General features: G+C 33.2%; 21 protein-coding genes. All 21 read left to right on the top strand.

Annotated elements, in window-relative coordinates:
• The coding region (locus RWZ86_RS06930) for a DUF5590 domain-containing protein (protein WP_314680809.1) at positions 1–488 on the top strand (488 nt) is incomplete at its 5' end.
• 12 nt (positions 489–500) lie between these two features.
• The gene (locus RWZ86_RS06925; RefSeq protein WP_314680807.1) at positions 501–1,688 is read left to right on the top strand and encodes a pyridoxal phosphate-dependent aminotransferase; all 1,188 of its coding nucleotides are present in this window, start codon (positions 501–503) and stop codon (positions 1,686–1,688) included.
• A gap of 29 nt (positions 1,689–1,717) precedes the next feature.
• The gene (asnS, locus tag RWZ86_RS06920; RefSeq protein WP_314680812.1) at positions 1,718–3,019 is read left to right on the top strand and encodes an asparagine--tRNA ligase; all 1,302 of its coding nucleotides are present in this window, start codon (positions 1,718–1,720) and stop codon (positions 3,017–3,019) included.
• 72 nt (positions 3,020–3,091) lie between these two features.
• Positions 3,092–3,775, top strand: a complete 684-nt coding sequence (locus RWZ86_RS06915; protein WP_314680805.1) for a DnaD domain protein — start codon at positions 3,092–3,094, stop codon at positions 3,773–3,775.
• A 12-nt stretch (positions 3,776–3,787) separates the two neighbouring features.
• Positions 3,788–4,426 (top strand): endonuclease III, encoded by a 639-nt coding sequence (gene nth, locus RWZ86_RS06910; protein WP_314680803.1) that lies wholly within the window; start codon positions 3,788–3,790, stop codon positions 4,424–4,426.
• 201 nt (positions 4,427–4,627) lie between these two features.
• The gene (locus tag RWZ86_RS06905; protein WP_314680801.1) at positions 4,628–4,978 is read left to right on the top strand and encodes a DUF2187 domain-containing protein; all 351 of its coding nucleotides are present in this window, start codon (positions 4,628–4,630) and stop codon (positions 4,976–4,978) included.
• A gap of 41 nt (positions 4,979–5,019) precedes the next feature.
• Positions 5,020–5,934, top strand: a complete 915-nt coding sequence (locus tag RWZ86_RS06900; RefSeq protein ID WP_314680798.1) for a hypothetical protein — start codon at positions 5,020–5,022, stop codon at positions 5,932–5,934.
• A 96-nt stretch (positions 5,935–6,030) separates the two neighbouring features.
• Positions 6,031–6,243 (top strand): cold-shock protein, encoded by a 213-nt coding sequence (locus tag RWZ86_RS06895; protein WP_006702438.1) that lies wholly within the window; start codon positions 6,031–6,033, stop codon positions 6,241–6,243.
• The gene (locus tag RWZ86_RS06890; RefSeq protein ID WP_314680795.1) at positions 6,240–6,644 is read left to right on the top strand and encodes a ribonuclease HI family protein; all 405 of its coding nucleotides are present in this window, start codon (positions 6,240–6,242) and stop codon (positions 6,642–6,644) included. The genes RWZ86_RS06895 and RWZ86_RS06890 overlap by 4 nt, the downstream gene beginning before the upstream one ends.
• 12 nt (positions 6,645–6,656) lie before the next feature.
• On the top strand, positions 6,657–6,938 hold the full coding sequence (locus RWZ86_RS06885; RefSeq protein WP_314077977.1) for a glutaredoxin: 282 nt from the start codon (positions 6,657–6,659) through the stop codon (positions 6,936–6,938).
• 31 nt (positions 6,939–6,969) lie between these two features.
• The gene (locus tag RWZ86_RS06880) at positions 6,970–7,209 is read left to right on the top strand and encodes a DUF1294 domain-containing protein (RefSeq protein WP_314680792.1); all 240 of its coding nucleotides are present in this window, start codon (positions 6,970–6,972) and stop codon (positions 7,207–7,209) included.
• Between the two features lie 10 nt (positions 7,210–7,219).
• A complete protein-coding gene (locus RWZ86_RS06875) occupies positions 7,220–7,897 on the top strand; it encodes a YoaK family protein (RefSeq protein ID WP_314680790.1) in 678 nt (225 codons plus the stop codon).
• Positions 7,894–8,415: an isochorismatase family cysteine hydrolase gene (locus RWZ86_RS06870; RefSeq protein WP_314680788.1), complete on the top strand. Its 522-nt coding sequence runs from the start codon at positions 7,894–7,896 to the stop codon at positions 8,413–8,415. Before RWZ86_RS06875 ends, RWZ86_RS06870 begins: the two co-directional genes overlap by 4 nt.
• A gap of 15 nt (positions 8,416–8,430) precedes the next feature.
• Positions 8,431–8,622 (top strand): hypothetical protein, encoded by a 192-nt coding sequence (locus RWZ86_RS06865; protein WP_006702444.1) that lies wholly within the window; start codon positions 8,431–8,433, stop codon positions 8,620–8,622.
• A 12-nt stretch (positions 8,623–8,634) separates the two neighbouring features.
• Positions 8,635–8,985, top strand: a complete 351-nt coding sequence (locus RWZ86_RS06860; protein ID WP_314680785.1) for a thioredoxin domain-containing protein — start codon at positions 8,635–8,637, stop codon at positions 8,983–8,985.
• A 34-nt stretch (positions 8,986–9,019) separates the two neighbouring features.
• Positions 9,020–10,372 carry a DUF2130 domain-containing protein gene (locus RWZ86_RS06855; RefSeq protein ID WP_314680782.1) on the top strand — a complete coding sequence of 451 codons (1,353 nt, stop codon included), beginning with the start codon at positions 9,020–9,022 and terminating at the stop codon, positions 10,370–10,372.
• Positions 10,373–10,383: 11 nt separating this feature from the next.
• Positions 10,384–11,094, top strand: a complete 711-nt coding sequence (locus RWZ86_RS06850; RefSeq protein ID WP_314680779.1) for a phenylalanine--tRNA ligase beta subunit-related protein — start codon at positions 10,384–10,386, stop codon at positions 11,092–11,094.
• Between the two features lie 73 nt (positions 11,095–11,167).
• Positions 11,168–12,226 carry a DNA polymerase IV gene (dinB, locus tag RWZ86_RS06845; protein ID WP_314680777.1) on the top strand — a complete coding sequence of 353 codons (1,059 nt, stop codon included), beginning with the start codon at positions 11,168–11,170 and terminating at the stop codon, positions 12,224–12,226.
• Between the two features lie 314 nt (positions 12,227–12,540).
• On the top strand, positions 12,541–13,647 hold the full coding sequence (gene pdhA / locus RWZ86_RS06840) for a pyruvate dehydrogenase (acetyl-transferring) E1 component subunit alpha (RefSeq protein ID WP_314353775.1): 1,107 nt from the start codon (positions 12,541–12,543) through the stop codon (positions 13,645–13,647).
• Positions 13,648–13,649: 2 nt separating this feature from the next.
• Positions 13,650–14,627, top strand: a complete 978-nt coding sequence (locus RWZ86_RS06835) for an alpha-ketoacid dehydrogenase subunit beta (protein WP_006702450.1) — start codon at positions 13,650–13,652, stop codon at positions 14,625–14,627.
• Between the two features lie 92 nt (positions 14,628–14,719).
• Positions 14,720–14,985 (top strand): biotin/lipoyl-containing protein (locus tag RWZ86_RS06830; RefSeq protein ID WP_314680773.1); only part of this gene is annotated, 266 nt, incomplete at its 3' end.

Raw genomic sequence — 14,985 nt, 5'->3', positions numbered from 1 at the left:
GTTGTGCATTCATGAGAAGACGTACGATGTTGCTTTTCGTCTGCACGTTTTTAGTGATTTTTTTTGGAGCAGCTCGAATATTTTATCTCAGTCAATCGGAACGATTACGTGCAAAGGATTTGGCAGTAGAGATTGCAGCTCAAAAAGTTCAATTTACAAAAATTACAGATTTCTATTGGTTTAATACAGAAGAAACGTATTATTCACTAGCTGGAATTACGACAGAAGGTCAACAATTATATGCGATTGTTTCTCCAGATAAGAAAGAAGTCACCATATTACAACAGGATGCTGTAATTAATGAACAAGAAGCACGCTCCATCACAAAGCAAGCGAAACATACAGATGAGATTTTAGAAGCAAGATTGGGAATGATAAAAGATGAACCAGTTTGGGAAGTCAATTATCGAACAAGCAATAAACGAATTGGATATTATTATATTTCCGCTAAAAATGGTCAATGGATAAAAGATATTGAGAATATTTAAAGGTGAGTTATTATGGTAAAAATTTCAGAACGTGTCTCTAAAATACTTCCTTCTGGAACTTTAGCGATGACACAAAAAGCAAGAGAATTAAAAGCATCCGGCAAAGATATTATTAGCTTATCGATTGGTGAGCCTGATTTTAACACGCCTGAAAAAATTACAAAAGCAGCAATTGAATCTCTATTGAAACATGAAACGGACCATTACACACCTACTTTAGGATTAGATGCATTAAAACAAGCGATTAGTGATTTTCATTTAAGAAAAGATGGTGTAAAAGTTGATAAACAACAAGTAGCAGTTTTTGCTGGAGCGAAGTTTGCGTTATATTCTGCATTTCAAACATTAATTGACCCAGGAGAAGAAGTGTTAGTGCCTGTTCCATATTGGGTTAGTTATGCAGAGCAAATTATATTAGCTCAAGGTATTCCAGTATTTGTAGAAACGAGTGAAGAGAATGCCTTTAAATTAACCGTAGATTTGTTAGAAAAAGTTTTAACAAATAAAACAAAGTTATTAATTTTGAATTCTCCATCGAATCCAACCGGATTAACGTATTCAAAAGAAGAATTATATGAGATTAGTCAATGGGCATTACAAAATCATATATTTGTTATTGCAGATGAAATTTATTATGAATTAGTTCATGATGTACCAAGTATTAGTGTGGCAAGTTTATCTGAAGAAATCCTAAATAATACATTAGTTATTAATGGATTATCGAAATCTGTTGCAATGACGGGGTGGAGATTAGGATATGCTTTCGGTCCAATTGAAGTGATTCGTGCATTGAATGATTTAACAAGTCATACGACGAGTAATCCAGCTGCAGTTGTTCAGTATGCTGCAATTCGGGCGTTTAAGGAAGATTTACAAGAAGATAAAGAAGCGATGCGTGTTCAATTCCAAAAGAGGATTGAATTATTCCACGCGCTCATTCAGGAAATTCCAGGTATGTCATGTGTAAAACCTGGAGGAGCCTTTTATCTATTTGTGAATATTCAAGAAGCGATGAAAATAGTTGGAGTTGAATCTTCAGCTGCATTTGCATTAAAATTATTAGAGGAAGTTGGAGTGGCGACTGTATCAGGTGAAAACTTCGGTTGTACTGGTTATTTGCGATTAAGTTGTGCAAGTAGTGAAGAAGAACTAAAAAATGCCGCTCAAAGAATCAATCAATTTGTTAGAAATTATTTGTAGAAAGAGGGATTATTTTGAAAAAAATCAGAATGAACCAAGCAAAAGATTATGTTGGACAAACAGTCCTAATTGGAGCTTGGGTAGCGAATAAACGTTCAAGTGGGAAAATTGCTTTCTTACAATTACGTGATGGAGCAACTTATTTCCAAGGAATTGTTGTAAAAAGTGATGTTCCAGAAGAAGTATTTGAAACAGCTAAATCATTAACACAAGAAACTGCGGTTTATGTAACAGGGGTTGTTCAAGAAGATACTCGTTCAAAATTAGGATATGAATTATTAGTAACTGGTCTAGAAGTGATTGGAGAAAGTCATGAATATCCAATTACTCCAAAAGAACATGGTACTGACTTCTTAATGGACCACCGTCATTTATGGTTACGTTCTAGTAAACAACATGCGATTATGCAAATTCGTAATGCGATTATTTATGCTTCATATGAATTCTTTGATCAAAATGGATTTATTAAATTTGATAGTCCAATTTTATCTGGAAATGCAGCAGAAAATACAACTGAATTATTTGAAACAGATTATTTTGGAGATCCAGCTTTCCTATCTCAATCAGGTCAATTATACTTAGAAGCTGGTGCAATGGCATTTGGTCCAGTATTTGACTTTGGTCCAGTATTCCGTGCTGAAAAATCAAAAACTCGTCGTCACTTAACAGAATTCTGGATGATGGATGCGGAATATCCATTTGTAACTCATGACGAATCATTAGATTTACAAGAAGCTTATGTAAAAGCATTAATTCAAGGAGTGTTAGACCGTGCTCCTCATGCTCTTGATACTTTAGAAAGAGATGTAGAATTATTGAAGAAATATGTCAGTGAACCATTTAAACGTATTTCTTACGATGAAGCAATCGATTTATTACAAGCTCATGAAGCAGATGAAGATACAGATTATGAACATTTAGAACATGGAGATGATTTTGGTTCTCCACACGAAACTTGGATTTCAAACCATTTTGGAGTGCCAACATTCGTTATGAACTATCCAGCGGATATTAAAGCATTCTACATGAAGCCAGTACCTGGTAATGAAAGCCGTGTATTATGTGCGGACTTATTAGCTCCAGAAGGATATGGAGAAATTATTGGTGGTTCAGAGCGTGAAGTGGACTACGATAAATTATATGAAAAAATTAAAGAGAATGGCTTAAATCCAGATGATTATGCATTCTACTTAGATTTAAGAAAATATGGTTCAGTTCCTCATGCAGGATTCGGACTAGGGTTAGAAAGAATGGTAACATTCGTTGCAGGAACGAAACATATTCGTGAAGCAATTCCATTCCCACGTTTATTAAACCGTATTTTCCCATAAAATAGACAATTTCAAACCGATTTTTAGAGTTTCTAGAAATCGGTTTTTATGTCAGAAAAAGAGGTGAAAATTTTGGAACAAACATTTCAACAATTTTGGATGTATCAAGGAGGAACGACCGTTCCAAATCCATTCATCCGATATTATCAGCAATTACAATTAACAGCCCAAGAGTGCTTAATGCTCTCTTGGTGGTTACAACATTCAACTTCCGAATATTTCCCATTAAATGTCGAAGAAGTTTGCGATGTTTTTTCGATTTCTGAAAATACTTTATTTCAAATCATTCAGCATTTATTAGATCGACAAGTGGTATCCGTTACTCAAAAAGAAAATGAAGAAGGAAAAAGAGAGGAGTATTATAGTTTAGCTCCTTTATTCCAACAATTAGAAATTTTACATCGCCAAGAAGTTGCTAAAAAAGAAGAAAAAGATAATCCAAATTTAATTTTCGTGATTGAAAGAGAATTTGGTAGACCGATTAGTTCGTATGAAATTCAAATGATTAAAAGCTGGATTGATAAAGATGAATATTCTTATGAGTTAATTTTAGCTGCTTTAAAAGAAGCTGTTTTAAATCAAGTATTTACGTTGAAGTATATGGATAAGATTTTATTAACGTGGCAAAGAAAAGGGTTCAAAACGGTTCAACAAGTGATTCAAGATAAGAATCGTTCAAGAAATGGACAGTTTACAGCAAAATCAAAAGAAACACCTCCGATTCCTCAAGTGCCATTAGATAATTGGTTGGATTAATGGAGGAAGGCTATGTTATCAAAAACAAAAACAATTGAAGCCGTTCAAACGATGGGAGATTTATTTCCAGATGCTCATTGTGAGCTAAACCATCGCAATGCTTTTGAATTGCTGATTGCTACGATTCTAAGTGCTCAAGCAACGGATGTAGGTGTGAATAAAGTTACTCCTAAATTATTTGAGAGATTTCCAACTCCTGCTCATTTAGCAGCTGCTAATGAGGAGTCAGTAATTGAATGTATTCAATCATTGGGATTGTATCGAAGTAAGGCAAAAAATATTCGTCTCTGTGCGCAACAACTTATGGAACGATTTAACGGAGAAGTTCCTAAAACAAGAGAAGAATTAGTGAGTTTAGCAGGTGTAGGTAGAAAAACTGCCAATGTAGTCATGAGTGTTGCCTTTAACATTCCAGCATTTGCAGTAGATACGCATGTTGAAAGAATTTCAAAACGATTACAGATTTGTAGACAAAAAGATACCGTATTAGAAGTAGAAGAAACTTTATGTCGTAAAATTCCAAAAGAATTATGGTCGAGAGCGCATCATTGGATGATTTTCTTTGGAAGATATCATTGCATTGCTCGAAAACCAAAGTGTCATGAATGTCCATTATTAGAAATGTGTGCGTTTGGAAAAAGAGAAGTGTAAAATTATTTATTGATTATTTAATATAAAAATTGAAACGTTAACAAAAATTCCTAACAATTTCGCCTTTATTGCTTAAAAATGTGATAATAACAATGTTTTTAAGACTTTTTAACTGACAACAAACACCTTTTGTGCTATACTAAACTTAGTAATATTGCAGATGTGTTGGATTTGGAAGGCCCGTGGGAAGAGGCGATAGAGATGGCACTTAAAGTGACAAAGAAAGTTCAAGGAATCGTTGAAACGGAACTTCGTAAAGGAACTAGCAAATCTCGTATTGCACATATATTGGGTATATCATATGAAGAAGTTCTTGTTGTTATTAAACGAGTAAAAGATTCGATTCGACCAGATGTAGGAGATCGAATTCATTTTACGTTTAGAGATCAACAAATGTACGGTGTGATTTATAAGTTACTTTCCAATAGTGCAGTCGTGATTATTGACTGGGAATCTTCTACGACCGTTATGAAAGATATTTGTGAAGACCGCACCATCGTGAATTTTAAAGATATTATTGAATTTTTACCAGATGATGCTAAGGCAGACTAATCTTGGATTAGTCTGTTTTTCTTTTGAAGAGGAGGAAAATAATGGGAAATACAATTGAGTTTCCAAATCAAGAAGAATTTTATATACAAAAAGCGAATCAATGTCAAAAAGAAGAGGATTTAATCGGAGCTATTGATTGGTTAGAGAAAGGATATATTAAGACAAATTCCAATCAATTATTAGAAAAATTATGGAATTTATTATGTCGCAGTCAAGATTGGAATGAAATTATTTGGCTAGTAGAAGAGTTTGAGTTAAAGGAAGAAAAATACTTATCGGTCTATATTGAAGCGTTAATTTTTATGAATCGATTTGAAGAAGTAGAAGAGTTATTAAGAGATTCTCAGCATCTAGAGTATCCTTGGATAAACACTCTTCAACTGAAAATGATGAATCAAAAATTGAAAAATCAACAAGATAAAATTCAGCAGCTACAAGAAATAGGAGAAGCATTACAAAAGCAGGATAAAATTTTTTCTGGAGAAGAAATTCATTATATTTCTCAAGTTTTAATTGATTCTACATTTCAACAAAAAGAGTATGTGATTCAATCATTTTTAATTCATCCACATACGCCAATGTTTGATAAAGCAATTTTATTAGATGAATGGTTGGAATCAGGGACACTTAAGAACATCCAAATATTATGGAATGGTGAAATGAAACGAATCGAACGAGATAAATTGTCATCTATTTCGAAATCACCCTTGTATAAAGAAGAATCTGTGTTGTTAAATGAATTGATGAATCACTATTCAATGGAAGAAGCTACGATGTTAGCTCAAAAATGGATGCAAGACACGATTCGATTATATCCGTTTCAAGAAGAGTATATTTCTTCTTTTGAGGAATGGATAAACTACTTTTCAAAGAAAGAAGACATAATGCAAAGTTTATTTTATGATGATGTTACTTTTGTTAAACAATATGACGAATTTCGAGAAAATAAATACTGAAAATAGACTTGAAACAAATCATTTTAAAAAAAGAATTAGAACGTATATAATGAGATAAAAGCTGTCTAATGATAGAAAAGGCTGGAGGTTTTCATAATGAAAAAAGGAATCGTAAAATGGTTTAGCAATGAAAAAGGTTATGGTTTTATTTCGGTCACTGATACAGATGAAGATATTTTTGTTCACTTTACTGGTATTATATCTGAAGGATTTAAGACTTTAAAGGAAGGACAAAGAGTAGAATTTGAAATTGCACAAGGTGCTCATGGACTTCAAGCTACTCATGTAAGTGTAGTAGTTTCTGAATGATTCGAGTAAGAACAGATGCAGCTGTAAATGGAAATCCAGGAAAAGTTGGAATTGGAATTGAAATTTTATATGAAAAACAACAATTTTTATTTAAGGAAAATTCTGACCAATTAATGGATAATCATCAAGCAGAATTATGGGCGATTTATCGTGCCTTAATCATTCTTCAAGAAAAAGGCTGGCATCATGAAGTAGTTTTTTTGAATTCTGATTCGAAATTTGCCATGATGGCGATTGAAAAAAATTATACGAAACAAGTAGCTTACCAAGAGATTCTAAAAAAAGTGCAGGAAGAACGTAAAAAAATTCCGCAACTATTTTTAGAATGGATTCCTGAAAAGGAAAATCGAGGTGCTGATCAATTAGCAAGACAAGCTTTACAACAAATTTTAGGAAGATAGGGAGTTTTTAAGATGGAAGAACACGTATTATATTTTAGTAGCTTATGCCCAGATACTAAAGCATTTGTAGAGGAGTTACAAAGACAAAATATTAGCTATCGTGAGGTAGATATTACTGCAAGTATGGCAAATTTAAAAGAATTTATTCGTTTAAGAGATGATAAACCACAATTTGAAGGTCGTAAACAATGGGGAATGGTAGGTGTTCCTTGTTTAGTGACAAAAACAGGACAATATATTTTTGAAATTGGTCAATTAAATGGAACTAGCTGTGAGGCTGTACCAGTTGAGTAATATTCCGTCGCTATTTTTAGGATATTTACTATTGATAAATCTTTTATTATTTCTTTTGATGGGAATCGATAAGAGAGCAGCTAAACGAAAAAAGTGGCGGATACCTGAAAGAAGATTATTAACATTAGGAATCATAGGTGGGGGAATTGGTGGAATACTAGGAATGTTAGTTTTCCACCATAAAACTCACCGAATTTATTTTACAATTTGTTATGTAGTAAATATAATTTGTTGGGGAATTGCTTTCCTATATTTTATGCAACAATTTTAAGGGGGAAGAGATGAAGCAACAAAAAGGAATATTATTTGCAATATGGATAGGGCTTCTAAGTGCACTTTCAGGATTTGTAAATATTACAACATTATTATTGTATGAAAAGCCTACTACTCATATGACTGGGAATGTTTCAGGGGTTTTAATCCATGCGATGTCAGGCGAAACGAGTCATGCACTTACATTACTATTGATTATTATTAGTTTCCTACTAGGTGGAGTTTGTTGCGGAATGATTTTTTCTGAAAAAGTTTTCCGATTTGCAAACCGATATGGAATATTACTTATTGTATTAGGTTTGTTATTAGGAATTAGTTTTTGGTTAAAATTAGAAGTTTTATGGATTTATCAATTAGCTTTTACAGTCGGTGTTCAAAATGGTATGTTTATTTATTACCGTGGAATGATTGTCAGAACTTCTCATTTTACGGGATATTTAACGGATACAGGATTTGCGATTGGTAGATGTTTAAGAGGTCACCGCAAGGATAAAATAAAAATAGTCTTTTATAGTTTAAGTATGTTGTTCTTTTTATTTGGAGGAGCATTAGCTTTTGAAATGGCAGCCTGGTCTAAAGAATTATTACTTCTCGTCATAAGTATTAGTTATGTATTAGTAGGTGGATATTATTTCTTATTCCGTCATTTATACGAATACTATCATTTATTGGAGGATCAATCATGACAGATATTTTAGTTGTAGTGGATATGCAAAAAGATTTTGTAGATGGAGTCTTAGGAACAAAAGAGGCAGTAGCGATTGTTCCTAATGTTGCATCAACAATTCGAGAATTTCCTGGGAAAGTCTTTTATACCTTGGATACTCATCATGAAAATTATTTAGAAACAGAAGAAGGTAAAAAATTACCAGTCGTTCACTGTGTAAAAGGAACTCCTGGTTGGCAATTAGATGAAACTGTAAAAGAAGCACTTTTAGAAAAAGATGCTATTGGAGTTGAAAAGCCTACTTTTGGATCCACAACATTAATGGAATTATTACAAGGGATTCCTTCAATCAGCTCTATTACATTTTTAGGGTTATGTACGGATATTTGTGTTATTAGTAATGTTTTATTAGCAAAAGCAAATTTCCCAGAAGTACCGATTTATGTAAGCTCAACTTCATGTGCTGGTGTAACACCTCAAACTCATCAGCAAGCGTTAGAAGCTATGAAAATGTGCCAAGTGAATGTAGTTGAATAAAGTGTAGGTGAAAGAATGGATTCTAAAGAAAAATTAAAAGAATTAAATGTCCTGAATGCCATTATGTTAGTAGCTATTTTAATTGGTATTGTAATCGGCATTATCATTCAAGAATTAATCGGAGGAGTAGCTATTGGTATGCTTGGTGGATTTATCACACGATTAATTTATTTAAGAAAAAAATATAAGGATATTAATCCAAAATAAGGAGAAATCATTATGTCACAAGAATTTTTTGAAGCAGTAGAAAAATTTGAAAAAAAATCTATTAAAGAAGTTGAAAGTTTAATCTCAAGTGGAGAAGAAGTTGTTTTATTTATCGGACGTCCAACTTGTCCATATTGCCGTCGTTTCGCTCCAAAAATGAATGAAGCACGTCAAGCTTTAAATAAACCAGCTATTTTTGTTAATAGTGAAGATGTTACACAATTAAATGACATTCAATCATTCCGTCAAAAATATGGTATTCCAACAGTACCAGGTTTATTAGTAGCTAAAGGTGGAGAGGCTCGTGTAGTTTGCGATTCATCAATTAGCGTGGAAGATATTATTGAATTTGTAAATCGTTAATTAGTATTTCAATTAAAAAGAGGGGGAGACTTGTATGAACGAAATTAAATGTCCGCACTGTCAAAAAGTTTTTACGATTGATGAACATTCTTATGCAGATATTGTGCGTCAAGTTCGTAATCAAGAATTTACACAAGAAATTCATCAACAATTAGAATTTGCCAAAAAACAATTTGAAACAGAACAACAATTACAATCACAACAAGCTCAATCTCATTTTGAAGAGAAACTAGCAGACTATAAACAACAAATTGCTCTATTAGAACAAGAGTTAAAACAGGCTAGTCAGCAAATGGAATCTCAAGTTGAAAAAGAAAAACATAAATTGGAAATAGAATTATCCAAAATTCAACAAGAACAAGTGGTTTCCAAGCAAGAATTATCACAGCAATATCAAGAAAAAATTGCACAACAAGAACAAATGATTCAGTCACTTCAAGCGAAAATTGATGCACAAGAAACAAAAGAAGCCTTACGAGTTTCACAGTTGTCTGCAGAAAAAGATCGTGTTATTGCTGATTTAGAAGCGAAAAATCATTTGCAAGAAAAAGAACAAGAAGTTCAAGCAGCTGCTTTGAAAGAAAAATATGAGTTGGAATTGCGTCAAAAAGATGAAACAATTGCTTTCTATAAAGATTTTAAAGCAAAACAATCGACAAAAATGGTTGGTGAAAGTTTAGAACAACATTGCGAGATTCAATTTAACCAGTTGAGAATGACGGCTTTTCCAAGAGCTGAATTTGGGAAAGATAATGATGCCAAAACTGGAAGTAAGGGCGATTATATTTACCGAGAATACGATGATTTTGGAAATGAAATTTTATCCATAATGTTTGAAATGAAAAATGAAAATGACCAAACAGCTACTAAAAAGAAAAATGAACATTTCTTTAAAGAATTGGATAAAGATAGACGTGAAAAAAATTGTGAATATGCAATTTTAGTTTCTTTATTAGAATCAGATAATGAACTATATAATAATGGAATTGTGGATGTCAGTTATGTTTATGAAAAAATGTATGTTGTAAGACCACAATTCTTTATTCCAATTATTACGTTATTAAGAAATGCAGCGTTAAATTCTCTAAAATATAAACAAGAATTAGCGCAAATGAAAGAGCAACAATTAGATATTACGCATTTTGAAGAAGACTTGCTAGCGTTTAAAACAGCCTTTTCTAAAAACTATGAATTGGCAAGTAAGAAATTTAAAACAGCAATTGATGAAATTGATAAAACAATTTCTCATTTACAAAAAACAAAAGATGCGTTGTTATCATCTGAAAATAATTTAAGATTAGCGAATAATAAAGCAACTGATTTAACCGTTAAAAAACTTGTCAAAAATAATGCAACAATGAAACAGAGATTTGAAGAATTAGAATAGGGGAATGGAAAATGACAAAATTTATTGTAGAACCAGAATTTTGGGAATTATTTCCAGAAGGACAAGTAAATATTTTAGTACTAAAAGGAATTAATAACTATGTAGATGAAACGGAAGATACTTATTTTGAAGGGATTTTACAAGAAGCTTGTCAAAAAGCTCAAGTTCATTTTACAGAAGAAGTGTTTAGTGATAATCTTGTTATCCAACAATGGAGACAAGCCTATTCTAAGTTCAAAACTAAAAAAGGAGCTCGTTCTTCGATTGAAGCATTGTTAAAACGTGTCTCTCAAGGACATCAATTCCGTCTGATTACTCCATTAGTCGATATTTATAATAGTATTTCGATTGAATATGCTGTCCCATTAGGGGGAGAAGACTTAGATAAAATCCAAGGAGATTTACGTTTAGGTAAAGCTAAAGGCGGAGAAAGTTTCTTCCCGTTAGGCGCTGAGGAAGATGCTCCAGCATTAGAAGGTGAAATTTGCCACTTCGATAATGAAGGAGCCGTATGTCGTTGCCTAAACTGGAGAGAAGCTAAGAGAACGATGTTACAAGAAGAAACAACAAATGCAGTTCTTGTTATGGAATCTGTTACAAAAGACCAAGCAGAACGAGCAACAATTGCAATGGAAGCATTAAAACAACGTTGTGAAGAGTACTTCAATGTAACAGGTACAAGTTATATTGTTACACCTGAAAATAGCGAAGTTGAATTATAATAGGAAAGTGGTAGAGCGAAATGTTCTGCCACTTTTTGAATGGTTTAGAAATACAAAAGGAAGGAGGAAACGAATGCGTAAAATATTACATATTGATATGGATGCATTTTTTGCATCAGTGGAACAAATGGATCATCCGCAATTAAGAGGAAAACCAATTATCGTTGGTGGGAAAGTCAATCAACGTGGAGTAGTGGCAACTTGTTCTTATGAAGCAAGAGCATTTGGAGTACGATCTGCAATGCCGACGAGTAAAGCCATCCGATTATGTCCCAAAGCCATTATTGTTCCTCCGAATTTTGAACGCTATCGACAATTAAGTTTACAAATTCGAGAAATATTTCATCGATATACGCCGTTAGTAGAACCGATGTCGATTGACGAAGCTTTTTTAGATGTTACAGAGAATTCAAAAAATCAAACTTCTGCAACAATGATTGCTAGAGAAATTCAAGAAGCTATCTATAAAGAAGTAGGATTAACTTGTTCAGTTGGAGTATCATTTAATAAATTTTTAGCTAAAATTGCTTCTGGGCAAAGAAAACCAGCTGGAATTACAGTAATTGATCAAGAATCATTTCCAGAATTTATTAAAACATTACCTGTTGAAAAATTTTTTGGAGTAGGACATGCTACGGCAAAAAAATTACATCAGAAAAATTTATTCACGGGAGAGGATATTCTGAATTGTTCTAAAGAGTTTTTAATAGAACATTTCGGAAAGCAAGGAGAAGCACTATATCGACAAGTAAGAGGAAAGTCCAATGATCAATTAACATTGTATCGTGAAAGAAAATCTTACGGTAAAGAAGAAACTTTATTAGAAGATACAACAGATGAAGAAGTACTACAGAAATATATAGAGCAATTCTCAGAACAAATATCTAACTGGTTAAAGAAAAATAAACTAGCAGCTAAAACAATAACAATAAAATTAAAACAAAGCGATTTTGAAACTAAAACAAGAAGCAAGACATTAGAAAACTATGTCCAGAGTAAAGAAAAATTAGCTTTAGCAGCTTATCACCTATTAATGGAAGAGTATAATAATGAATCCATTCGTTTAATTGGACTTACTAGTTCTCAGTTTGAACAGACAAATTATTTGTTTGAGCAAGTTAAACTGTTTTAAAAATATTAGTACAGTTTTAGTGACACCATATAACACAGAATAAAAGATATATTTTCCAACTTTTTTCATTTAAAATGAAAATTGATAAATATTTTGCACAAAAAAACATAAATAAATACTTTATTTATAAACAAATAATTGTAATATAGTTCACAAAAAATAAAAAATAAAACTCGAACTTAATTACTTGCATAACTAAAAAAAGCATGGTAAATTAGTATATGAAAATAATAGAAATGATACAGAAATAAAATTCTGTTTCTTCATTTTTGTTATGAAGCACAATTTCTTAAAGAAAAGGGGAAACAAAAAGTATGGCAACGAAGAAAAAATTCGATCTCGATGCGCTTTTCACACCAGATAACTTGAATTTTGAAATGGTTCAAGTATTAGATGAAGAAGGAAAAGTTGTAAATCCAGATTTAGTACCAGATTTATCTGATGATGAATTAGTCGAATTAATGACTGATATGGTATGGTCACGTATTTTACATGAACGTTCAACAGCGTTAAACCGTCAAGGACGTTTAGGTTTCTACGCTCCAACAGCAGGTCAAGAAGCTTCACAATTAGCTTCAATTAAAGCGATTGATAAAGGTGATGTATTATTACCAGGTTACCGTGATGTACCTCAATTAGTAAAACATGGTTTACCATTATCACAAGCATTCTTATGGTCTCGTGGACATGTTGCAGGGAACATGTATCCAGAATCATTAAAAGCAGTACCACCACAAATCATCATTGGTGCACAATATGTTCAAGCAGCAGGTGTTGCATTAGGATTACAAAAACGTGGTAAGAAAAATGTAGCTGTTACTTATACAGGTGACGGTGGATCTTCACAAGGGGACTTCTATGAAGGAATTAACTATGCTGGTGCATACAAATCACCTGCTATCTTCTTCATTCAAAATAATGGATGGGCTATCTCAACTCCTCGTGAATTACAAACAGCTGCTACAACTTTAGCACAAAAAGCTGTTGCTGCTGGTATTCCAGGTATTCAAGTAGATGGTATGGACCCATTAGCAGTTTATGCCGTAACTAAAAAAGCTCGTGAATATGCAGTTGCAGGAAATGGTCCTGTATTAATCGAAACAATCTGTTTCCGTTATGGTCCTCATACATTATCAGGGGATGATCCAACTCGTTATCAACCAGAAGGAATTCAAGATGCATGGGCTAAAAAAGACCCATTAATTCGTTTCCGTAACTACTTAACAGCTAAAGGCTTATGGTCTGAAGAAAAAGAAAATGAAGTTATTGAAGCAACTAAAGAAGAAATTAAAGAAGCAATCAAAGAAGCTGATAAACAACCAAAACAAAAAGTTTCATTCTTCTTGAAGACAATGTTTGAAGAACCAACAAACGTTATCCAAGAACAACTTGATTACTTTGAAGCAAAGGAGAATAAATAATTATGGCACAAATGACAATGATTCAAGCCATTACGGATGCATTGGCTTTAGAATTAAAACGTGATGAAAATGTCCTAATTTTCGGTGAAGACGTTGGTAAAAACGGAGGAGTTTTCCGTGCAACTCAAGGACTTCAAGATGAATTTGGAGAAGACCGTGTATTTAACACTCCTTTAGCAGAATCAGGTATTGGTGGTTTAGCTATCGGTTTAGCATTAGAAGGTTACCGTCCAGTTCCAGAAATCCAATTCTTTGGATTCGTATTTGAAGTAATGGATAGTGTTGTTGCTCAAGCAGCTCGTTACCGTTACCGTATGGGTGGAACTCGTCAAATGCCTATCGTATTTCGTTCACCATTTGGTGGTGGGGTTCACACACCAGAATTACACTCAGATAACTTAGAAGGTTTAGTAGCACAATCACCAGGTTTGAAAGTCGTTATTCCTTCAAACCCATATGATGCAAAAGGTTTATTAATTTCAGCGATTCGTGACAACGATCCAGTTGTTTACTTAGAACATATGAAATTATACCGTTCATTCCGTGAAGAAGTGCCAGAAGAAAGCTATACAGTTCCATTAGGAAAAGCAGCTGTAACTCGTGAAGGTACAGATGTTTCAATTATTACTTACGGAGCTATGGTTCGTGAATCAGTTAAAGCAGCTGAAAACTTAGAAAAAGAAGGCATTTCTGTAGAAGTTATCGACTTACGTACAGTTTCTCCATTAGACTTAGATACAATTTTAGCATCTGTTCAAAAAACTGGACGTGTTGTAGTTGTACAAGAAGCTCAACGTCAAGCAGGTATCGGCGCAATGGTAATGTCTGAAATTTCAGAACGTGCTATTTTACATTTACAAGCTCCAATTGGACGTGTTGCAGCACCAGATACAATTTTCCCATTTGGTCAAGCAGAAAATGACTGGTTACCAAATGCAAGTGATATTGAAGCAAAAGTTCGCGAAACTTATAATTTTTAATTCGTAAACCATTCACTAAAGAGCAAAAAGCCCTTCAAAGGTGATTTGCTCTTTAGAATATTTAAGTAAAAATTAAGAAGGGATGTACAAGCATGGCTTTCCAATTTAAAATGCCTGATATCGGTGAAGGTATCGCAGAAGGCGAAATCGTAAAAATCGACATTAAAGTCGGTGACACAATCCAAGAAGATGATATTTTATTCGAAGTACAAAACGACAAATCTGTAGAGGAAATTCCATCTCCAGTAAGTGGTAAAGTATTAGAAGTTAGAGTTCAAGAAGGAACAGTAGCTCGTGTTGGAGACATTATCGTTGTTATCGATGATGGTTCAGGTCCAGCAGAAGCAGCTCCAGCAGC

The sequence above is a fragment of the uncultured Granulicatella sp. genome (genome assembly GCF_963545075.1).
In the GTDB taxonomy this organism is placed as follows: Bacteria; Bacillota; Bacilli; order Lactobacillales; family Aerococcaceae; genus Granulicatella.
This window is presented reverse-complemented; position numbering and strand designations above follow the sequence as displayed.